This is a genomic window from Bradyrhizobium canariense (assembly GCF_018130465.1).
GTDB lineage: Bacteria > Pseudomonadota > Alphaproteobacteria > Rhizobiales > Xanthobacteraceae > Bradyrhizobium > Bradyrhizobium canariense_C.
In genome coordinates this window covers 141,095-160,233 of sequence record NZ_JAFCKJ010000007.1, presented here as the reverse complement: position 1 = coordinate 160,233, position 19,139 = coordinate 141,095, and the positions used below count along the sequence as shown (strand labels likewise).

The window sequence follows — 19,139 nt, the reverse complement described above, 5'->3', positions numbered from 1 at the left end:
TATCTCCACCAATGCCCGTATTTTGCCGGTGACTTCTCCTCGAATTCATTCAAGAATGGCGCCGGTTTGAACCGGGCATGCCCGGCAACGTCCACAGGCGACCACCTCGAGGTATCTCATGAAATCACTGAAGCTCATCGGTCTGGCATTCGGCGCATCGCTCGCGCTGTCGAGCGCGGCATTCGCGCAGGATGTCACCGTCGCAGTCGCAGGTCCGATGACCGGCGGCGAGTCCGCCTTCGGCCGCCAAATGAAGAACGGCGCCGAGATGGCCGTGGCCGACATCAACGCCGCCGGCGGCCTCAACGGCAAGAAGCTCGCGCTGTCCGTCGAGGACGACGCCTGCGATCCGAAGCAGGCGCGCTCGATCGCCGAAAAGATCGCCGGCGCGAAAATCCCGTTCGTGGCCGGGCATTATTGCTCGTCGTCGTCGATCCCCGCTTCGGAAGCCTATGCCGACGGCAACGTGCTCCAGATCACCCCCGCCTCCACCAATCCGAAGTTCACCGATAGCGGACTGTGGAACGTGGCGCGCGTCTGTGGCCGCGACGACCAGCAGGGCCTGGTCGCCGCCCAGTACATCGCCAAGAACTACAAGGGCAAGAATATCGCCATCCTCAACGACAAGACCACCTACGGCAAGGGTCTTGCGGACGAGACCAAGAAGGCGCTCAACAAGGCTGGCGTCACCGAGAAGATGTACGAGTCCTACAACAAGGGCGACAAGGACTTCAACGCGATCGTATCGCGGCTGAAGCGCGACAACATCGATCTCGTCTATGTCGGGGGCTACCATCAGGAGAGCGGCTTGATCCTGCGCCAGATGCGCGACCAGGGCCTCAAGACCGTGCTGATGGCCGGCGACGCGCTCGCCGACAAGGAATACGCCTCCATCACCGGCCCGGCCGGCGAAGGCACGCTGTTCACCTTCGGCCCCGATCCGCGCAACAAGCCGACCGCGAAGAAGATCGTCGAGGCCTTCAAGGCCAAGAACATCGACCCCGAAGGCTACACGCTCTACACCTACGCGGCGATGCAGGTCTGGTCGCAGGCGGCCAAGAAGGCCGGCACCACCGACGCCAAGAAGGTCATGGCGGCCATCAAGGCCGGCAAGTGGGACACCGTGATCGGGCCGATCGAGTATGACGCCAAGGGCGACATCAAGCAGCTCGACTACGTCGTCTACAAATGGGACGCCAAGGGCGGCTACGCCGCGATCAGCGGCAACGGCACGTAAGCACGCTTGCCGGGCCTGAAGGCCTCATCCAATCAACATCGCGCCCCGGCTTGCCCCGGGGCGTTTTTTCGTGGGTCAGACGGCTGCGGGCAGCTCGCCGTCCGCCGCGGCTTGGGCCTTCCGCAGTGCTTGAAAAAGATCGTTCGGCCGAAACGGCTTTTGCAGGCAGACCACGTTGGCGAGGTGGGGCGATTGTTCCATGAAGTCCAGCGCCGTCATCCCCGACACAGCAACGATCGGGAGCCTCGGTGCAAGCTCGCGCAGGGTCGCGATGACCTCGACGCCGCTGGTGTCGCCGAGGAAAATGTCCACGATTGCCGCGTCGAAGCAGGCCTCGGTGAAGGCCTTCACCCCGGCCGCGCCGCTGTCGGCCTCAACGACGTCGTAACGGTTGACGCGCAGCACGATCGCGACCATCGCACGGACGTCCTTCTGGTCGTCGATGATGAGAACGCGGGGCATTGGGAACAACTCCCGGATCCTGAAATCAAAATTCCTGATTCAAACCTGGAACCCGTAGCAGCGGGAGGGCATTATGGCACCGTCCAGTAAAGCGCATCTTACCCGATCCCTAGTGCGCGTTCCCAATAAAATTAAGTAAACTGTAACCTTCGGTTGAGTCGCGACGGGTTTTGGCATGATGCGTGCCCAGAACCCGCTACCATGGACGGAAATTCATTGGGCCAAATGAGATTGGCAAAGATGCTCAAGACCGATCTGCGAGAGCTGGACTTGTCCGCAGCGACTGATCGAAACACATTCCTTTCGACGTGGCCGGCCACCCCGACAGACCGCACCACAGCATTGACGATCGTGGGTGTCTCCTCGATCCTGTTCGCAGTAGCCGTGCCTTTCGCAGGTATCCCGCTGCTGCCTGTGCCAGCCTTCGTCGCCAGCTATCAATCCGCCCTCGCCGTCGCAGACATCGTCACCGCGGTCCTGCTGTTGTCGCAGTTTGCGGTGCTCCGGACCCGCGCGCTGCTCGTGCTCGCGACGGGCTATCTGTTCACCGCCGCGGCGGCCATACTGCATGCCCTCACCTTCCCGGGACTTTTTTCAGCGACCGGGTTGCTGGGTGCCGACCGGCAGACCACGGTCTGGCTCTACATGATCTGGCACGGCGGCTTCCCGCTCTGCGTGCTGGCCTATGCCTGGCTGAAGGAGGCCGACGGTGGCGCCCGGATCGCGGGCTCGGCACGCAAGGCGATCTACGCCAGCGTGCTCGGCGTCGCTGCAGTCATGGTCGTCTTGGCCTGGATCGTCACTGCCCAGCACGACCTGCTTCCGGTCCTGCTGCGCGATGGCCGTTACACGCAGATCATGATCGGCGTGGTGTCCTTCGTCTGGTCCCTGAGCTTCGCCGCGCTGGTCTCGCTGTGGTTCCGCCGTCCGCATTCGGTCATCGACGTCTGGCTCATGGTCGTGATGTGCGCCTGGCTGTTCGACATCGCGCTGTCGGCGATCGTCAACGTCGCGCGCTTCGATCTCGGCTTCTACGCCGGCCGCCTCTACGGCCTCTGCGCAGCGACCTTCGTGCTTGCGGTGCTCTTGATCGAAAATGTCCGCCTCCAGGCGCACACGGTGGGGCTGGTCGGCAGGCTGCGCCAGCAGTCGGCGTTGGATCGCGACTACTACGGCAAGCGCCTTGCCCTGTACGGCGCCGTCGTCGAATCCGCAAATGATGCCATCATCACGAAGACGCTCGACGGTGTCATCACGGGCTGGAACAAGGCCGCCGAACATCTGTTCGGCTATGCCGCCGCGGAGGCCATCGGCAAGCCGATCGACATCATCGTGCCGGAGGACCGCAAGGCCGAGGTCAGGGGTATCCTGAACCGGGTCGGCGGCAACGAAACGATCGCCCAGCATGAAACGGTCCGCATCCGGAAGGACGGCCGGCCGCTCGACGTCGTTCTCAATGTTTCTCCGCTGAAATCAGCCAACGGACAGATCATCGGCGCCTCCAAGATCGCCCACGACATCACGGAAGAGAAGCAGTCACGGGAAAAACTGCGCCGCGAGGTCGAGGAGCGGCAGCGGATCTTCGAGACCTCGCAGGACCTGATTCTGGTCACCGACGGTTTTGGCAATTTCATCCAGGTCAGCCCGAGCGTGAAGACCATTCTCGGCTTGAGCCCGGACGACATGATCGGGCACAGCGCCACCGAGTTTATTCATCCCGATGACCTCCAGAAGACGCGCGACGAGATGCGCGCGGCGCGGCGTGGCGCGGTCAAGCGCAGCTTCGAGGCGCGCTACTACCACTACGACGGTCACGAGGTCACGCTGAACTGGATGGGCACCTGGTCCGAACCGGTCAAGCGCCATTTCTTCATCGGCCGCGACCTCACCGAGAAGCAGGCAGCCGAGGCGCAGTTCAGGCACGTCCAGAAGATGGATTCCATCGGTCAATTGACCGGCGGTGTCGCGCACGACTTCAACAATGTGCTGACCGTCATTACCGGCACGATCGGCATTTTGGCGGACGCGGTCGCCGACCGTCCCGAACTCGCCGCCATCACCAAGCTGATCGACGACGCCGCCGAGCGCGGCGCGCAACTGACCAAGCATCTGCTCGCCTTCGCCCGCAAGCAGCCACTCCAGCCGCGCGAAATCGACGTCAACGCATTGGTGCTCGAGGCCGCAAAGCTCCTGCATCCCACCCTCGGCGAGCAGATCACCATCATGCCGCAGCTCACCGAGGATGCGTGGCCGGCACTGATCGACCCGGGCCAGCTCTCCACCGCGATCCTCAATCTCGCGCTGAACGCGCGCGATGCCATGCCAGACGGCGGCACGCTGGTGCTGGAGACCCGCAACATCTTCCTCGACGACGGCTATGCCAGCATGAATCCCGACGTGCTGGCCGGCAATTACGTGATGATCGCCGTCAGCGACACCGGCTCCGGAATCCCGCCGGAGCTGATCGACCGGGTGTTCGATCCCTTCTTCACCACCAAGGAGGTCGGCAAGGGCACCGGCCTCGGGCTCAGCATGGTGTTCGGCTTCGTCAAGCAGTCCGGCGGACACATCAAGATCTACAGCGAGGAAGGCCACGGCACGAGCGTGAAGATCTACCTGCCGCGCTCGAGCGGCGTGCAGGAGACCGAGTTCGAGGCGCTCCAGAACGCGCCCATCACCGGCGGCAACGAGAAGATCTTGATCGTCGAGGACGACGCGCTGGTGCGGCAATATGTCGTGACCCAGATCAAGAGCCTCGGCTATGCCGCCCTCGAAGCCGCCAACGCGGCCGAGGCCCTCATCATCATCGACGCCGACCAGGACATCGACCTGCTGTTCACGGACGTCATCATGCCGGGCAACATGAACGGCCGCCAGCTCGCCGATGAGGCGGCTCGCCGCCGCCCCGACCTGAAGACGCTGTTCACCTCGGGCTACACCGAGAACGCCATCGTCCACCACGGGCGGCTCGATTCCGGCGTGCTGCTGCTGGCAAAGCCCTACCGCAAGTCCGAGCTCGCCAAGATGCTGCGGACCGCGCTCGCGGGTTGAGCCAGCGGCATCCCTGCGATATCGCTGAAGCGAACGCCTTTCAGCCTGTGGAGCCGCCTTGAAAAATCTTCTCACCGATATCGCCGGCGTCCGCGTCGGCCATGCCGAGGATGCGAAAGTCGCCACTGGCACGACCGCGATCATCTTCGACGCCCCCGCGGTTGCGGCCATCGATGTTCGCGGCGGCGGACCCGGCACGCGCGAAGACGCGTTGCTCGACCTCGCCAGCACCGTCGATCGCGTTGACGCGATTGCGCTGTCCGGCGGCTCCGCCTTTGGAATCGACGCCGGCGGCGGCATCCAGGCCTGGCTCGCCGAACAAGGCCGCGGCCTGCGGATTCGCGAGGCGGTGATTCCGATCGTGCCGGGCGCGATCGTTTTCGACCTGCTCAACGGCGGCGACAAGGCCTGGGGACGCTTCGCGCCCTATCGCGATCTCGGTTACGCCGCAGCGTTGGCCGCTAGCGACGATTTCGCGCTGGGCAGTGTCGGCGCGGGCCTCGGTGCTACCACCGCCACCTTCAAGGGTGGACTGGGGTCGGCCTCCGCTGTCCTGGCCAACGGCGTCAAGGTCGCCGCGATCGTGGTCGTCAACGCGGTCGGCAGTACAACCGTTGGCGAAGGGCCTTGGTTCTGGGCTGCGCCATTCGAGGAGAACGGCGAGTTCGGCGGGCGCGGCCTGCCGTCCGCGTTCACGCCGGACATGCTGGCGATGCGCATCAAGGGCGGCCCCGCCGCGAGCGCGCGTGAGAACACCACGATCGGCCTCGTCGTCACCGATGCCACGCTGACCAAGGCCCAGGCCAAGCGGCTCGCGATGATCGCGCATACCGGGTTTGCCCGCGCGATCTATCCGGTACATGCCCCGACCGACGGCGACGTGCTGTTCGCCGCCGCAACTGGCGAGAAGCCGATCGAGCCGCTGGTGGGCCTCACCGAGCTCGGCACGGTCGCCGCCAACGTGGTCGCACGCGCAATCGCACGCGGCGTCTACAATGCGACGGCCCTGCCGTTTGCCGGTGCTCTGCCGGCGTGGAAGGATCGGTTCGGCTAGAGCATGATCCGGAAAAGTGCGAAGCGGTTTTCCGGATAGATCATGCTCAAACAAGAACCTTAAGCGCGATAACGCTTCAGAATCTCATCGCGCTTTAGAAACGAAACGGCGGATACGGCGTTTACCCTGACGGGCCAAGGTGCACCGCCATGCCGTCTTCCGTGACCCGCTTTTTCCGCTATGCGCCCGACACGCGCGAGCTGAAGGTGACTTTCGTCAGCGGACGCCTCTATGTCACGAGGACATTCCGCCCGAGGTCGCCGCCGCGTTCAGGAATGCGCGCTCAAAGGGTACGTTCTTCAACCACGAAATCCGTGATCGGTATGTCTATCGTGACATCACTCACGAATATGCCGGCTGACCGTGAGCACGGCTACACGGTCATCGACATCGATGAAGCCGATGATCCCGCGGAAGCCTGCGCCTGGCGCTGCATCATCTGCCCGAACCAGTCATAGGGCGAATTGCCGGCCCCCGCCCCATTTGAGGAGCTGGAGGCGCCCGGGACCGTCGTCGACATCTTGAAGCCGTCGGCATAGGTGACGGTGGTGGTGGTCGAGCCGTCGGCGCCGGTTGTCGAGGTCGAGGTCGAGCCGCCGCTGGACTGCGAGGAGGAATCCGAACCGCTGCCGGACGCATCGTCCGCGCCTTGCGCGTGATGGTGACCGTGATGGCCGCCCTTCAGCGCCTTCGACATCTCGTCGAGGCTGACGCTGTCGTCGGAATTCGCGTCCAGCTTGGAGAACACGTCGTCGGCCTGCGCCAGATTGGTGCCGCCGGCGCCCAGCGCGTTCTCGAATTCCGACTTGGTGATCTTGCCGTCACCGTCTGCGTCGATCCGAGAGAACAGGTCCTTCAGCGCGTCCTCACGGCTCGTCGACGTCGATGTGGACGTCGATGTGGACGTCGAACTCGACGAGGTCGAGCTGGTGGTGGTGCCGCTTGCGCTATCCGACGACTGGCTTTGCGCGGCGAGCAACGCGCTCATCGTCGCCGGCGCGATCTGTGGAGGACTGCTTGAGCTGACCAACGAGGTCGTCATGCTGCCCGTGCTGTCGATCGCGAACGGGTTGGTCGCGCCTTGCGAAGATCCGGTCTTCTGCGTCGACCCGGCCTTCTGCGTTGCCGATGACGACTTCGAGTTCGTCAGCGACTGTAACGCGTCGAGCGCACTGCCTACGGCACCAAGAGCGAACAACATTGCACAACTCCAACCGATGCGGCATGCCGCGGCCAATGTTCAGTTCCGGTGAAGTGAGCAAGCACCGTGCCAGCGCAAAAAGCTCAATGAAATCCGCGTTCACCGCGCTTTGCGCGGCCCGGGAACACCGGCAATTCATGCCGGTCGCGGCAGAAATTTCCGCCCACAGGAAGCACGCCGCCCCTGCATTGCCCGGCTGAGAGGCCCATGTTAGGCGAGTCCATCCTTCACGGCTGCCACGGGAAACCGCCATGACCCAAGCCTTCGCCCCCCGCCCCCTGGCAATCGCGCCCTCGATCCTGGCCTCGGATTTCTCCAAGCTCGGCGAGGAGGTGCGCGCCGTGGACGCCGCCGGCGCCGACTGGATCCATCTCGACGTGATGGACGGGCACTTCGTTCCGAACATCTCCTATGGCCCCGACATCATCAAGGCGATGCGCCCGCATACGAAGAAGATCTTCGACGCGCACCTGATGATCTCGCCCTGCGACCCCTTTCTCGAGGCCTTCGCCAAAGCCGGCTGCGACCACATCACCGTGCATGCGGAGGCAGGTCCCCATCTGCACCGTTCGCTCCAGGCGATCCGCGCGCTCGGCAAGAAGGCCGGCGTTTCGCTCAACCCTGGCACGCCGATCAGCGCGCTCGAATACGTCCTGGACCTGGTCGACCTCGTGCTGGTGATGTCGGTCAATCCCGGCTTCGGCGGCCAGGCCTTCATCCCCTCCGCGATCGGCAAGATCCGCGACATCCGCGCGATGACGGCGGGCCGTCCGATCGACATCGAGGTCGATGGCGGCGTCGGCCCCGACGTCGCAGGTCCCCTGGCCGCGGCCGGCGCCAACGCCTTCGTCGCCGGCACGTCCGTGTTCAGGGGCGGCACGCAGGACGCCTACAAGACCAACATCGCGGCGATCCGCAACGCCGCCGCGGGCGCACGCGGCGAAGCGATCTGAGGTCTCACGCGCTTTCGCAAAGGTGCGGCTTCTACGGGTGTTGCGACGCGCAATGCCTAAACTTGCAACCTTGATCCGTACTCCTCCGGGCTTCCCTGATTCGCGCAAATCACTGCAAGTGATTCTTGCCTGTTTTCGCGGGAGCACATCATGACGACGACCCTGGTTTGGACTGGCGTGGCGTTGTGGCTTGGTTTTTGTGCGTTTGTTGTATTTGGTCCATCGGCCGGACCGGCGAAGGTCCCGGCACGCTCGATCCGCATCGCCCGTCGCGACTGGTATCGGGCCTGAGCCCATGCAGATCGCGCTCGTGAAGCGTCAGCCGAAGCGCAGGTGCCGCATCCCACGGCGCCCGCATCCTGACCTCGACTATTTCTTCGGTCGGCTCGAACGTACCGAAGGCGAGATGCGCGACGACACCGGGCCCGACACGGCGGACCTGGATCACCCGCTCCGGTCACCGCGCCGGCATTGAATTCTTTTCTGGACCAAGCTCATGAAGCCGCATTGCCCGAACTGCCTGAAGGAAATGACCAAGGCATCCGCGTCGCGTAACCTGTTCAATTGCGAGCCTTGCCGCGAGATCATCCAGTTCTTCGGCGGCAGCGCGGATCACGGCGAGCCCGGTCCGCAATTCTCCTGGCCGATCCGCCGCAAGCGCTCCGTCCACACCGCTCACGCGGCCTGAACCTCCCAATATCCAGAGCGCGGTCCTATCCGGCCTCCTCGCCCGCATCCGCAGCCATTCGCGGCGGCCGTACCACGGTGACGGTGCAGTCCGCTTCCGAGGCCACCTTGGCCGAGACGCTGCCGAGCAGCGTGCGGCGGAACGAGGTCTGCCGTGCGCCGATGATGACATGGTCGACGTGGTTGACCTCGCAAAACTCCAGGATGGCCGCGGCGGGATCGACGGCTTCCAGCACGTGAGCCGACAGCCGGCTTTCATCCAGCTTGAGCGGCGTGGCCCAGTGTCTGAGCGCCACCAACCGGTCGATATGCTTGTTGGAGCCCTGCTCATCCAGCGTCCTGTCAATCGCGATGCGGTTGAGCTTCAGCACGTTGAGACAGGCGAGCCGCGCCGACGGCAGCGTGGCGAGAATGCGTTCCGTCGTCATGCGCAGGGCCTCGTTCAACTCCGGCTCGCCTTCCGCCGTATCGAGCGCGACCGCAACGATCGGGCTCGATGCGATTTGGGCTGCGACATCCGATTTCGCGCGGGGCGCCATGACACCCTGGTTGAACCGGCGGCGCCAGGCGACGCTGAGCGGATCGCGCTTCATTCGCTCCGAGCGCATCGTGAGCCTGATCTGGTCCGGATGGGTCAGATCGAAGGCGAGCTGCGACGCCGTCGGATAGCGCCGCACCGGCTCGATCTCGAGGCACCGCAGCACCACCTCCTGGAGCCAGGGCGGATAGTCGGCGCGCAAGCCGCGCGGCGGATGCGGATCGCGCCACAGCCGGCGCCGCATCGCACGCAGCGTCTCGCCCTCGCCGAACGGCCGCTCGCCGGTCGTGAAGAAATAGAGCAGCACGCCAAGCGAGAACAGATCGCTGCGCGGATCGTCGCGCACCCCTGACAGCCGTTCCGGCGCCATGTAGGGCGCGGTGCCGTAAGGCAGGCGAAATTCCTCCTGCAACAGGTCCGGCAGATGGTTGTGATGCGACAGGCCATAGTCGATCAGGACCGCCTCGCCGCTCTCGCGGAACATGATGCTGCTCGGCTTGATGTCGTGATGGATCACGTTCTGCCGGTGCAAATCCGCGAGCCCCGTCGCGATCCTGGCGACGAGCTGCCGCGCCTCGTCATACGGCAGCGGCAGGTCGGGCAGCCGCTTGTAGAGCGTGGTCCCGGGGATGCGTTCGATCACGACATAGGCCTGGTGGGCGAAATCGCCGGTGCCGAAACATGAGGGCACGTGCGGCCCGGCCAGTCGCGGCAGGATCATCATCTCCATCTCGAAGGAGACGATCGCCGCGGGGTCTTCGCCCTCCGATACCCGCGGAATCTTCATCAGCAGCGGCACGTCAATACCGGGATGGGTGACCGTCCACAGCGTCGCCATGCCGCCGGCATGGACGCATTCGCCGATCGTGTAGCCGTCGATCTCTGCGCCTGATTTGACCAGGGGTTTCGGCATCGGCCTCTAGCGTCCCTGCGACAGCCGGTCGGCGAGCCAATGCGGCAGGCCGTTCTCGCGGATGCGGTTCGCGGCCGTCTCGACATCGTAGGGCGCGCGGCAATAGGTGATCAGGCACGAGACCGTGTCGAACAGCACGAAAGCCGCGGATGGATCGCTATCGCGCGGCTGGCCGACCGAGCCGAGCACCGCAAGCCATTGCCGCCCGCGCAGCAGCGGTACGGAGACGTCGGTCTTGGGCACGAGTCCCGACATCTTCGCCGTCACCGACATCGAATAGATCGCCGGGCGATGGATGTGGCCGCAGAACGTGACATGAGCTGGCGTCGCGATCAGGCTCTTGGCGGCGTCCACCGTCGACCGGACATAGTGCCAGCTTCGGGGGCTGGAGGCTTCCGAATGCACGAACAGGCGATCGCCGTCCTCCACCAGCATCGGCAATTCCGCCAGGAACCGCCGCTGCGCGGTGTCGAGCCGGCCGCGTGTCCATTCGATCGCGACTTGCGCCTCGGCATTCATCGTCTCGGCCGAGGAATTCACCGCCTGGTCATGATTGCCGCGCACGGCGACGGCACCCTGGGCAACCAGCTCCATCGCGGTATCCACCACCCATTCCGGATCGGCGCCATAGCCGACGAAGTCACCAAGCAGGACGAACCGCTCGGCGCCACGCGCCCGCGCGACCTTCAGGCACGCCTCGAACGCCTGCCGGTTGCCGTGGATATCCGAGAAGACAGCGAGAAGCACGCACCCTCCAACCCAAAGGTCTTATCGGAAGCCGATAAGGCCAAATTGAGGGACGTCAAGATGCGCCGGCGCGGGTCTGTTTTCCAGCGGGCCCCTGCCGCGATCGTGAAAGGGCCTATTGCTCGTCCTTCGGCGGCATCCGGGGCGGCGGCAGCGGCGTGAACACGGCGCCTTGCGCGCCGACCGGCGGCGCCGTGAATTCGCCGGTCGAGGAATCGCCTCCGCTCGTCTCCATGATGGTCTTGGGGGTCACATATTCCCGGACCATGTCGATGAGGCTGCCATCGCCGCCGCCGAAATCGGCAGCGCGCCCGCCCTGGAGATGTCCCGACGCGATCTCGTTTTGCGCGGCATGGGTCTTGTCCGCCAGCCTGTCGTTGTATGGGATGCGGAAGGCCCGGGGGATGCCGCTTGGGCGATTGTCCTCGTCGAGCTGTTCGACCCACAGATAGATCGATCCAGGATCGCCTTCCAGCGAATGCGGCTCGACAATGCGGGCCTGGAGCAGCTTGAAGGAGGTCGGCAGCCGGTCGGCGCTGGCCCAGCCGAGCAGCCCGCGCATCTCGGTGAAGCTGACGACATAGAAGGCGCTGGTCACGACCACCGCAACCGCCTTCAGCGACCAATGCAGCCGCGCATAGACCAACACGACCAGCAGCAGTGCGCCGATGACGGCATAGGCTATCGATAGCGTGAGGATGACCGTCTGCAAGCTAGTCACGGCGCACCCTCGCAGTGTTCTTGCTCACACCGGTGCTCGGGTCCAGATCGCCGCCGTTGCGCCAACTGCTGCGGAAGGTCTCCAGCAGCGATTTCGGCCGCTGGTCCACATTGACGACCTTGCCCTCGGCATCGAGCCGGAACCGCACCGCGGTCTTCTCGTCGCCGGTGTGATCGACCGTGAACTTGTTGTCGAAGACCACTTGCGCCGTCGGATTTAGCTTCTGCACCTTCACATTGGCCGTGACAGGTTCGCCGGTCGTCGCGACGAAATGTGAGACATTGACGGTGTATTCGCCGGCAATGATGCCACGCACCGTGACGATCTCCTCGCGGATCGGCGAGGCAATCTTCTTGCCGTTGACCATGATGAAGTCGTTGGCTCCGCCGCGGTCGTCACGGTCGAGCGTGAGGAAGCCGGCCTCGCGGTGGCGATACCAGGCGATATTGCCCACGGGATCCTGCACGAACAGGTCGAGATCGTCGGGATGGCTGTCCGGCCAGTCCAGCGTGATCATGAACTCGGCCTTGGAATCGATCTTGCCGTCCTTTGCGTCCGGCGAGACCGCGAGCAGTGCGAGGAAGAACAGGAAAGCGATCACCTGGAGCGCCTTGAACAGCATCACGCCCAGGGGATCGAACGGCTCCTCGCGCGGATAGAGACCGAAATCATCCATCATGACTGGGTTCCGGCACCCATGATTCCAGAACCCGAGATTCCGGAGCCCTTGATTCCAAAACCCTTGCGCTCCAGCACCGGCGTCACATAGGTCTCGGTCAGCACCACCGCATCCGAGAACACCCGCTGGGTCGCGGCGTCCAGCATGTAATACTGGATGCGGACCAGGATCGAGCCGACGAGGCCCGCCAGCGTCGTGTACATCGCGACCGCCATGCCGTCGCTCATCAGCCCCATCGAGGATCGCATCGCGACCTTGTCGGCGGCATCCAGCCCCGCGATCGGCGCCAGCATGATGATGAAGCCGACGATGGTGCCGAGCAGGCCGAGCTTCATCAGCGTATCCGAGACGAAGGCCCCGAACCCGTTGGAGCCGCGCAGCCGGTCGGCGAGCGTCCGCAGCAACAGCGTCTGGTCGACAGGGTGGTAGTCCTGCGCCGCGGCCTTGGTCACGAGGCTCTCGATGTGGTCCCGCACCAGCCCGCGTGGCAGCGCGGCTGCGCCGGCGTCGAGCGCCCCGCCGCCCTCGGGCGCCGCGAGCACCGCGCGGCAGCGCCGGGCCGCCGCACCCTCACGGGCAATGGCCCGCGTGCGCAGGAAGCAGTGACCGCAGGTGAGGACATAGAGCAGCGCGATCACGCTGGAAATGTAGGTCCGGTCCGAGGTCAGCATCAGACGGATCAGGCCGAACCGCCACAGCAGCACGACGGCGAAGATCGAAAGCCCGGTGAAGATCATCCAGAACAGGAGCGCGCTGCGCTCGGATGGGTCGGCAGCAGGCCCCGCGATCGGCCCAATCGTCATCGAACTCATGCTGCACTGCTCCTGGCCCTTAAAGCTTGGCCTGCCGCGATTTCCCGCCCATTAGATCAAAGCCGCCGCGCCCGGTCCAAAGAGCCATGCCCAATCCGGCTTGGGAAATTTGCCCGAGCTGCCATCTTGCCTTGCCTCGCAATTGGCAAGGCGCGCCGGCGTTGTTAGGCTGACCTTACCAAACTTTGGGGTGATCGCATGCGCCTTGTGCTTCAGCTTGTCGCCCGTCTGTTTCTTATCGTCGCGCTCTGCCTTGGCGCGGCGACCATCTGGGCGACGTTCGACGCCTATCGCAGCGTCGACCGGGCGACTGCGGCCTCGGCGCAGCGGGTCGCACAGGCGCTTCAGGCGCTGTACTGGCACGAATTCTTGTTGCGTAGCAGCAGAACACGCGAGCAGCTTCTGCCGATTCCGGAGTGGCGCACGCTGGAGACGATGAAGCTGATCTCGCCCGGCGTCTGCGTCGAGTTCCAACCGGTCATCGCATTCGAAAAGCCGCTCTGCGGCCAGAGCCAGGGCATCGGCAAGACGCCGCCGCGCTGGTTCGCATCGATTGTGCCGACCTTCCTGGGCAGCCACGCCGAAGTGATACGGCCGGTCAGTCCCCGCGCGGCGACCGCCGGAACGGTGGTCGCGACGCCGGATGAAGCGGCCGCCATCTCGCTCGCCTGGGAGTACATCCTCAACGTGATCGACGTCGCGCTCTTGATGGCGGCAGCGATCGCGCTCCTGGCTTCGCTCGCGATCGCGCATGCGCTGGCGCCGGCGCGCACGATCGTGACCGCTTTGCAGCGCATGGCGCGCGGTCAGTATCGCACGAAACTGCCGCGCTTCCGCTCGATGGAGCTGGCGATGATCGGCGGCGCCGTCGACGAACTCGGCGGCCGGCTCGAGGAAGCGACCGAACAGCGCGCGGCGCTGACGCGGCGCCTGATCGAGATCCGCGACGACGAACGCCGCGCGCTCGCCCGCGAGCTGCACGACGAGTTCGGGCAAAATCTCTCGGCCATCCTAGCCTTCGCCAACATCATCGAGACGGCGGGCACGAAGGGAGACAAGCACAACGACATCGCGCAGGACGCGCGGATGATCTCGCAGGCCACGCATCATCTGATGGCCTCGCTGCGCGACGCGTTGAAGCGCCTGCGCAATCCCCTGCCCGCCGAGCTTGGACTGGAGGCGAGCCTCGTGAATTTGGTGGATAGCTGGCGCTCGCAGAGTTCAGCGCGGCCGACGATCCAGCTCGATCTCAAGGGCAACTTCACCGACATCAGCGGCCCGGCCGCCACCACCGCCTATCGCGTCGCGCAGGAATGCCTGACCAACGCGTTGCGCCACGGCGCGGCACGCGAGATTTCGCTCAGCGTCGAGCGGCGCGCGGGCGACGACGATGCCTTGCTGATCCGCGTCGAAGACGATGGCGGCGGCGACGCGGCAAGCGTAGCGCAGTCGGCCGGCTTCGGCCTCACGGGCATCCGCGAGCGCGTCGCTGCGGCCGGCGGATCATTGTCGATCCTGCCCGCCCATCGCGGCCTCAGCGTCGCCGCCACCATCCCGCTCGCCGCGTGAGGCCGGGATGAACGAGATTGCGGCAACAGGCATCTCCGTGCTGCTGGTCGACGACCATCCGATCGTGCGGCAAGGCTATCGGCGCGTGCTGGAAAGCCAGGGCGATCTGCATGTCGTGGCGGAAGCCGACAACGCCGCTGATGCCTACAGCGCCTTCAAGGCGCGCGATCCTGATGTCGTCGTGCTCGATATCTCGATGCCCGGCGCGAGCGGGCTGGAAGCCATCCGCAACATCCGCGCGCGCAGCCCGCGGGCGCGGATCCTCGTTTTCACCATGCACAACGAGGCCGTGCTGGTGAAGGCAGCCTTCAGTGCCGGCGCCAGCGGCTTCGTCACCAAGAGCAGCGAGCCGTCCGCGGTCGTGGCCGCGATCCGCAGCGTTGCCCGCGGCGAACGCGCCATGAGCGACGACATCGCGCACATCCTGGCCGAAGACAGCCTGTCCGCGGGCTCGGCGCTGGATCAACTGGGAGAACGCGAGATCGAGATCCTGCGCCAGTTCGCCGGCGGTGCCACGACCGAACAGATCGCTGCGCATCTCAATCTCAGCGTCAAGACGGTGCAGAACTATCACTATCTGATCAAGACCAAGACCGGCGCGCGCACGGATGCGCAACTCGTGCGGCTCGCAGCGACGTGCGGGCTGACAAGGATTTAGATCAGACTATTGGTAAAGCGCGCGCTTCTTCCTTCTTCCCTTGTGGCGAGGGTGCAGCGGCGCTCGTGGCTTAAGCCTTCAGCCCGCGCAACACCAGCGCCAGCGTCGCATCGACGCGCGCGGGCAAATCGGCATCCTTCCACTCATCGGCATGGGCGGGATGGTGGAAACGGACGGTCGCATCGAAGATCGCGCGTGCGGTGGTCTTGACGTCGTCCACGGCGAACACACTCTGCTTCACGCCGTCCGCCAGGATCGCCGCGATCTGATCGATCATGGTGTCCTTGTGGCACTTCACGGCCGCGCAGGCTTCGCGCGCCAGCGTCAGATAGGTGTCGAACATCTCGGGGTCGTCGAGCACGCGCGAACGCTTGGCGGCGAACAGCGTGCGCAGCCAGCGGTCGAGCCTGACAGGCGCCGGACCCTGCTCCTCGGCGATCGCCAGCAACGGCGCATCGATACGATCCAGCCAGCGTTTGGCGACGGCCTCGCGCAGCGAGGCCTTGCTCGGGAAATGGCGGTAGACGCTGCCGTGGCTCACATCGAGCGCACGGGCCACGTCGACCACGGTGGCCTTGGCGAGTCCGTAACGCCGCAGCACGTCCTCGGTGACTTCAAGGATCCGCTCCGGCGTCAAGATAACGGCTTCGTTCATGCCAGCACCATGTTCCCGTTGAGGGCTCAGTTACCCGGCGACGGAGCTGCTTCCGAAGCGCCCGTGCCGGTCGTTTCGGAAAGCTCTCGCCTTAATGAGGCAGTTTTGCAGCCTGCGCCGCGATCTGGCGCGCCACCAGTAAATTGAGCCAGTGCCCAATCGTCCCGGTCAAATTGATGATTTCGGTCGTCATTGTCGTAAGTCTCCAATCAATTGGCGGTCCCGATTGTTCAATTGCGACCCTAAATCCCCCACTTGCTTGGGACGTCGGGCTCCCGGGATGCCGCCAGACGCCCAATCGGAGCGTCCGAGAACGGATATACACGTCTCGCTGACAGATTTCAATATCTGTCAGTCAATGATCCGTGATTGACAGTTAATATCTGCGGGCCAGCCCCCTTGGGGCCGGCAGCCCATCGCCTCGCCGCGGCCGGGCCGATGACCCGGTCCAGCCCAATCATCCCCCGCTACCTTGCCGGCGCCGTTTGTTTCGTCCTCCCCGCTCTGCTAAATCACGGCGTAAAAAACATTCTGGCCGGTGCAGCCCTCTTGGGTCGCCCGCCCACCTTCCTGGAGTCGTCAGATGATCCCCCGCTATACCCGCCCGGAAATGGCCTCGATCTGGGAGCCGCAGACCCGGTTCAAGATCTGGTTCGAGATCGAGGCGCATGCAGCGGACGCCCTTGCCGAGCTCGGCACGATTCCCAAAGAGGCCGCCAGGACGGTCTGGGCCAAGGCCAAGGACGCCACTTTCGACGTCGCCCGCATCGACGAGATCGAACGCGAGACCAAGCACGACGTCATCGCCTTCCTCACCCACCTCGCCGAGATCGTCGGCCCCGAGGCGCGCTTCGTGCATCAGGGCATGACGTCCTCCGACGTGCTCGACACCTGCCTCAACGTCCAGCTCACCCGCGCCGCCGACCTGTTGCTCGCCGACCTCGACAAGGTGCTGGCGGCGCTGAAGAAGCGCGCCTTCGAGCACAAGATGACGCCGACCATCGGTCGCAGCCATGGCATCCACGCCGAGCCCGTGACCTTCGGCCTCAAGCTCGCCTATGCCTATGCGGAATTCTCGCGCGCCAAGGAGCGCCTGATCGTGGCGCGGAAGGAAGTCGCGACCTGCGCCATATCAGGCGCCGTCGGCACCTTCGCGCAGATCGATCCGCGCGTCGAAGAGCATGTCGCCAAGGCAATGGGGCTCGTCCCCGAGCCGATCTCGACGCAGGTGATCCCGCGCGACCGCCACGCGATGTATTTTTCGACGCTCGGCGTCATCGCTTCCTCGGTCGAGCGCCTCGCGGTGGAGATCCGCCACATGCAGCGCACGGAAGTACTCGAGGCCGAAGAATTCTTCTCCGAGGGGCAGAAGGGCTCCTCGGCCATGCCGCACAAGCGCAATCCGGTGCTGTCGGAAAACCTCACCGGCCTGTCGCGCATGGTACGCGCCTATGTGACGCCGGCGCTGGAGAACGTCGTGCTCTGGCACGAGCGCGACATCTCGCATTCCTCGGCCGAGCGCATGATGGGCCCCGATGCGACCGTGACGCTCGACTTCGCGCTGGTGCGCCTCGCCGGCCTGATCGACAAGCTGTTGGTGTACCCCGCCAACATGCAGAAGAACCTCGACCGCCTCGGCGGCCTCGTGCATTCGCAGCGCGTTCTGCTGGCGCTGACGCAGAAGGGCGCCAGCCGCGAGGACGCCTACAAGCTCGTGCAGCGCAACGCCATGCCGGTCTGGCGCGGCGAAGGCGACTTCCTCCAGCTCCTGAAGAAGGACGCTGAAGTGAAGAAGTATCTCACCGACGCCGAGATCGAGGAGCAGTTCGACCTCGGTTATCACCTCAAGCACGTCGACACGATCTTCAAGCGCGTGTTCGGCGAAAGCTGAGCGTCGGGTCCGTAGCCCCGGGGGGAGCACAGCGATACCCGGGGAGCACCAACAGATCCCGGATGTCGCTTCGCTCATCCGGCAACAACAACAGAGACGGAGCCCTCATGCCCATCGTCAACCGCGTTGCCGCCCTCTCCGACGAAATGGCCGCCTGGCGCCATGACTTCCACGAGAACCCGGAGCTGCAATACGACGTCCACCGCACCGCCGGCATCGTCGCCGACCGCTTGCGCGAGTTCGGCTGCGACGAGGTGGTCACGGGCATCGGCCGCACCGGCGTCGTCGGTGTGATCTGCGGCCGCAAATCCGCCTCGGGCAAGACCATTGGCCTGCGCGCCGACATGGACGCGCTGCCGATCATGGAGACGTCGGGCGTCGCCTACGCCTCCAAGGTCCCCGGCAAGATGCACGCTTGCGGCCATGACGGCCACACCGCCATGCTGCTCGGCGCCGCCAAATATCTCGCCGAGACGCGCAACTTCGACGGCACCGCGGTCGTGATCTTCCAGCCCGCGGAAGAAGGCGGCGGCGGCGGCAAGGCGATGGTCGAGGACGGGCTGATGACGCGCTGGAACATCCAGGAGGTCTATGGCATGCACAACATGCCGGGCCTGCCCGAAGGACATTTCGCGACCACGCCCGGCGCGATGCTCGCCTCCTCCGACAACATCCAGATCACGGTCCACGGCAAGGGCGGCCACGCCGGTGCGGGTCCGCACAAGTCGATCGACAGCGTGCTGATCGGCGCACAGATCGTCAACGCGCTGCAATCGATCGTCGCGCGCAATGTCGATCCGCTGAAATCCGCCGTCATCTCGATCACGCAATTCCACTCCGGCACGGCCTTCAACATCATCCCGGAGATCGCCGAGCTTGGCGGCACCGTGCGCACGCTCGACCCTGAAGTGCGCGATCTGGTCGAGCGCCGTATCGGCGAGGTCGCCGACAGCGTCGCGCGCGCCTATGGCGGTTCGGCGGAGACCAAATACACGCGCATGTATCCGGTGACGATGAACCATGCGCGCGAGGCCGGCCTTGCCGCCGACGTCGCCCGCGACATCGTCGGTGCCGAGCGCGTCAACGACAAGTTCATTCCCATGATGGGCGCCGAAGACTTTTCCTTCATGCTGGAAGCGCGCCCCGGCGCGATGATCCTGGTCGGCATGGGCGACGGCAACGAGTGCCACCACCCGGCCTACGTCTTCAACGACAACATTCTTGGCCACGGCGCGTCGTATTGGGCGCGCTTGGTGGAGACGCGGATGCCGGCGGGTTAGCGTCGCGTTCGCGATCCGTGGGGTGGGCAAA

20 protein-coding genes are annotated in these 19,139 nt (G+C 64.9%); 12 read left to right on the top strand and 8 right to left on the bottom strand.

Annotated elements, in window-relative coordinates; genetic code table 11:
* Positions 1-118: 118 nt before the first annotated feature.
* The gene (locus JQ591_RS19950) at positions 119-1,237 is read left to right on the top strand and encodes a branched-chain amino acid ABC transporter substrate-binding protein (protein WP_211397711.1); all 1,119 of its coding nucleotides are present in this window, start codon (positions 119-121) and stop codon (positions 1,235-1,237) included.
* Between the two features lie 75 nt (positions 1,238-1,312).
* Here the strand turns inward: JQ591_RS19950 and JQ591_RS19945 are convergent, their stop codons facing one another.
* Entirely contained in the window at positions 1,313-1,699 is a 387-nt protein-coding gene (locus tag JQ591_RS19945) for a response regulator (RefSeq protein ID WP_211397710.1), read from the bottom strand.
* A 240-nt stretch (positions 1,700-1,939) separates the two neighbouring features.
* On the opposite strand from JQ591_RS19945, the gene JQ591_RS19940 reads away from it, so the two are divergent.
* The 3 genes from JQ591_RS19940 (at position 1,940) to JQ591_RS35680 (ending at position 6,165) form a co-directional block, all read left to right on the top strand.
* Positions 1,940-4,750, top strand: coding sequence for a PAS domain S-box protein (locus JQ591_RS19940; RefSeq protein WP_211397709.1), 2,811 nt, complete (start codon positions 1,940-1,942; stop codon positions 4,748-4,750).
* 58 nt (positions 4,751-4,808) lie between these two features.
* Positions 4,809-5,804 (top strand): P1 family peptidase, encoded by a 996-nt coding sequence (locus JQ591_RS19935; RefSeq protein WP_211397708.1) that lies wholly within the window; start codon positions 4,809-4,811, stop codon positions 5,802-5,804.
* Between the two features lie 139 nt (positions 5,805-5,943).
* Positions 5,944-6,165 (top strand): KTSC domain-containing protein, encoded by a 222-nt coding sequence (locus JQ591_RS35680; RefSeq protein ID WP_433995209.1) that lies wholly within the window; start codon positions 5,944-5,946, stop codon positions 6,163-6,165.
* A gap of 12 nt (positions 6,166-6,177) precedes the next feature.
* Here JQ591_RS35680 and JQ591_RS19925 read toward each other — a convergent pair whose 3' ends face one another.
* Positions 6,178-7,005, bottom strand: a complete 828-nt coding sequence (locus JQ591_RS19925; protein WP_211397707.1) for an EF-hand domain-containing protein — start codon at positions 7,003-7,005, stop codon at positions 6,178-6,180.
* A 251-nt stretch (positions 7,006-7,256) separates the two neighbouring features.
* Here JQ591_RS19925 and rpe point away from each other — a divergent pair, with 251 nt between their 5' ends.
* The 4 genes from rpe (at position 7,257) to JQ591_RS19905 (ending at position 8,646) form a co-directional block, all read left to right on the top strand.
* On the top strand, positions 7,257-7,958 hold the full coding sequence (rpe, locus tag JQ591_RS19920; RefSeq protein ID WP_211397706.1) for a ribulose-phosphate 3-epimerase: 702 nt from the start codon (positions 7,257-7,259) through the stop codon (positions 7,956-7,958).
* Positions 7,959-8,108: 150 nt separating this feature from the next.
* Positions 8,109-8,249: a hypothetical protein gene (locus tag JQ591_RS19915; RefSeq protein ID WP_211397705.1), complete on the top strand. Its 141-nt coding sequence runs from the start codon at positions 8,109-8,111 to the stop codon at positions 8,247-8,249.
* Positions 8,250-8,253: 4 nt separating this feature from the next.
* Positions 8,254-8,433, top strand: coding sequence for a hypothetical protein (locus tag JQ591_RS19910; protein WP_211397704.1), 180 nt, complete (start codon positions 8,254-8,256; stop codon positions 8,431-8,433).
* Between the two features lie 21 nt (positions 8,434-8,454).
* The gene (locus tag JQ591_RS19905) at positions 8,455-8,646 is read left to right on the top strand and encodes a hypothetical protein (protein ID WP_007602380.1); all 192 of its coding nucleotides are present in this window, start codon (positions 8,455-8,457) and stop codon (positions 8,644-8,646) included.
* A 25-nt stretch (positions 8,647-8,671) separates the two neighbouring features.
* Here JQ591_RS19905 and JQ591_RS19900 read toward each other — a convergent pair whose 3' ends face one another.
* The 5 genes from JQ591_RS19900 to JQ591_RS19880 all read right to left on the bottom strand — a co-directional run bounded on the left by JQ591_RS19900 (position 8,672) and on the right by JQ591_RS19880 (position 13,055).
* Positions 8,672-10,096, bottom strand: coding sequence for a bifunctional serine/threonine-protein kinase/universal stress protein (locus tag JQ591_RS19900; RefSeq protein ID WP_211397703.1), 1,425 nt, complete (start codon positions 10,094-10,096; stop codon positions 8,672-8,674).
* 6 nt (positions 10,097-10,102) lie between these two features.
* A complete protein-coding gene (locus JQ591_RS19895) occupies positions 10,103-10,843 on the bottom strand; it encodes a metallophosphoesterase family protein (RefSeq protein WP_211397702.1) in 741 nt (246 codons plus the stop codon).
* Positions 10,844-10,958: 115 nt separating this feature from the next.
* Positions 10,959-11,564: a hypothetical protein gene (locus tag JQ591_RS19890; protein ID WP_211397701.1), complete on the bottom strand. Its 606-nt coding sequence runs from the start codon at positions 11,562-11,564 to the stop codon at positions 10,959-10,961.
* Complete coding sequence (locus JQ591_RS19885; protein WP_211397700.1) at positions 11,557-12,243, bottom strand: hypothetical protein; 687 nt, start codon at positions 12,241-12,243, stop codon at positions 11,557-11,559. Before JQ591_RS19885 ends, JQ591_RS19890 begins: the two co-directional genes overlap by 8 nt.
* Entirely contained in the window at positions 12,240-13,055 is an 816-nt protein-coding gene (locus JQ591_RS19880) for a MotA/TolQ/ExbB proton channel family protein (RefSeq protein WP_211397699.1), read from the bottom strand. Before JQ591_RS19880 ends, JQ591_RS19885 begins: the two co-directional genes overlap by 4 nt.
* A 198-nt stretch (positions 13,056-13,253) precedes the next feature.
* Between JQ591_RS19880 and JQ591_RS19875 the strand changes: the two genes are divergently transcribed.
* Positions 13,254-14,624, top strand: coding sequence for a sensor histidine kinase (locus tag JQ591_RS19875; RefSeq protein ID WP_211397698.1), 1,371 nt, complete (start codon positions 13,254-13,256; stop codon positions 14,622-14,624).
* Between the two features lie 7 nt (positions 14,625-14,631).
* Positions 14,632-15,282 (top strand): response regulator, encoded by a 651-nt coding sequence (locus JQ591_RS19870; RefSeq protein WP_211397697.1) that lies wholly within the window; start codon positions 14,632-14,634, stop codon positions 15,280-15,282.
* 70 nt (positions 15,283-15,352) lie between these two features.
* On the opposite strand, the gene JQ591_RS19865 is transcribed toward JQ591_RS19870, so the two are convergent.
* On the bottom strand, positions 15,353-15,937 hold the full coding sequence (locus JQ591_RS19865) for a TetR family transcriptional regulator (RefSeq protein WP_211397696.1): 585 nt from the start codon (positions 15,935-15,937) through the stop codon (positions 15,353-15,355).
* 583 nt (positions 15,938-16,520) lie between these two features.
* On the opposite strand from JQ591_RS19865, the gene purB reads away from it, so the two are divergent.
* Together purB and JQ591_RS19855 are read left to right on the top strand one after the other, a co-directional pair.
* Positions 16,521-17,828 (top strand): adenylosuccinate lyase, encoded by a 1,308-nt coding sequence (gene purB, locus JQ591_RS19860; RefSeq protein ID WP_211397695.1) that lies wholly within the window; start codon positions 16,521-16,523, stop codon positions 17,826-17,828.
* A gap of 107 nt (positions 17,829-17,935) precedes the next feature.
* Positions 17,936-19,108 carry a M20 aminoacylase family protein gene (locus tag JQ591_RS19855; RefSeq protein WP_211397694.1) on the top strand — a complete coding sequence of 391 codons (1,173 nt, stop codon included), beginning with the start codon at positions 17,936-17,938 and terminating at the stop codon, positions 19,106-19,108.
* The last annotated feature ends 31 nt before the right edge of the window (positions 19,109-19,139 follow it).

What these genes read in the sequence shown, in the direction of transcription:
- JQ591_RS19950 (WP_211397711.1), top strand. Translation starts at nt 119, where the DNA reads ATGAAATCACTGAAGCTCATCGGTCTGGCATTCGGCGCATCGCTCGCG.
- JQ591_RS19945 (WP_211397710.1), bottom strand. Translation starts at nt 1,699, where the DNA reads ATGCCCCGCGTTCTCATCATCGACGACCAGAAGGACGTCCGTGCGATG.
- JQ591_RS19940 (WP_211397709.1), top strand. Translation starts at nt 1,940, where the DNA reads ATGCTCAAGACCGATCTGCGAGAGCTGGACTTGTCCGCAGCGACTGAT.
- JQ591_RS19925 (WP_211397707.1), bottom strand. Translation starts at nt 7,005, where the DNA reads ATGTTGTTCGCTCTTGGTGCCGTAGGCAGTGCGCTCGACGCGTTACAG.
- rpe (WP_211397706.1), top strand. Translation starts at nt 7,257, where the DNA reads ATGACCCAAGCCTTCGCCCCCCGCCCCCTGGCAATCGCGCCCTCGATC.
- JQ591_RS19915 (WP_211397705.1), top strand. Translation starts at nt 8,109, where the DNA reads ATGACGACGACCCTGGTTTGGACTGGCGTGGCGTTGTGGCTTGGTTTT.
- JQ591_RS19910 (WP_211397704.1), top strand. Translation starts at nt 8,254, where the DNA reads ATGCAGATCGCGCTCGTGAAGCGTCAGCCGAAGCGCAGGTGCCGCATC.
- JQ591_RS19905 (WP_007602380.1), top strand. Translation starts at nt 8,455, where the DNA reads ATGAAGCCGCATTGCCCGAACTGCCTGAAGGAAATGACCAAGGCATCC.
- JQ591_RS19900 (WP_211397703.1), bottom strand. Translation starts at nt 10,096, where the DNA reads ATGCCGAAACCCCTGGTCAAATCAGGCGCAGAGATCGACGGCTACACG.
- JQ591_RS19885 (WP_211397700.1), bottom strand. Translation starts at nt 12,243, where the DNA reads ATGATGGATGATTTCGGTCTCTATCCGCGCGAGGAGCCGTTCGATCCC.
- JQ591_RS19880 (WP_211397699.1), bottom strand. Translation starts at nt 13,055, where the DNA reads ATGAGTTCGATGACGATTGGGCCGATCGCGGGGCCTGCTGCCGACCCA.
- JQ591_RS19875 (WP_211397698.1), top strand. Translation starts at nt 13,254, where the DNA reads ATGCGCCTTGTGCTTCAGCTTGTCGCCCGTCTGTTTCTTATCGTCGCG.
- JQ591_RS19870 (WP_211397697.1), top strand. Translation starts at nt 14,632, where the DNA reads ATGAACGAGATTGCGGCAACAGGCATCTCCGTGCTGCTGGTCGACGAC.
- JQ591_RS19865 (WP_211397696.1), bottom strand. Translation starts at nt 15,937, where the DNA reads ATGAACGAAGCCGTTATCTTGACGCCGGAGCGGATCCTTGAAGTCACC.
- purB (WP_211397695.1), top strand. Translation starts at nt 16,521, where the DNA reads ATGATCCCCCGCTATACCCGCCCGGAAATGGCCTCGATCTGGGAGCCG.
- JQ591_RS19855 (WP_211397694.1), top strand. Translation starts at nt 17,936, where the DNA reads ATGCCCATCGTCAACCGCGTTGCCGCCCTCTCCGACGAAATGGCCGCC.